Raw genomic sequence first — 478 nt, 5'->3', positions numbered from 1 at the left:
GCATGTACCGCTACCGGCGGGCACCCGAGAAGCGCACGAACACCGCGCAGATCCTGGCCTCCGGTGTGTCGATGCCCGAGGCGTTGCGGGCCGCCGACATGCTGGCCGAAGAGTGGGACGTGGCCGCCGACGTGTGGTCGGTGACCAGTTGGGGCGAGCTCAACCGGGAAGGCGTGGAGATCGAGCGGCACCGGTTGCGTCATCCGGATCAGCAGGCCCGCACACCGCATGTCACCGCCGCGCTGGCCGATGCCGCGGGCCCGGTGGTGGCGGTGTCGGACTGGATGCGTGCGGTGCCGGAGCAGATCCGGCCGTGGGTCCCGGGTACCTACATCACCCTGGGCACCGACGGCTTCGGATTCTCCGACACCCGGCCCGCTGCGCGGCGCTACTTCAACACCGACGCCGAGTCGGTCGTGGTGGCAGTGCTCGAAGGGCTGGCCCGCGATGGGGAGATCGACCCGTCGGTGGCCATCGC

1 protein-coding gene is annotated in these 478 nt (G+C 70.7%); it reads left to right on the top strand.

Translation table 11 applies throughout. The annotated features are described in order from the left end of the window. The coding region (locus RM572_RS28940) for a transketolase-like TK C-terminal-containing protein (protein WP_394813730.1) at positions 1-478 on the top strand (478 nt) is incomplete at both ends.

The sequence above is a fragment of the Streptomyces hazeniae genome, assembly GCF_031845485.1.
In the GTDB taxonomy this organism is placed as follows: Bacteria; Actinomycetota; Actinomycetes; order Streptomycetales; family Streptomycetaceae; genus Streptomyces; species Streptomyces hazeniae.
The sequence above is the reverse complement of the archived record's forward strand: the minus strand, read 5'-3'. Positions and strand labels throughout refer to the sequence as shown.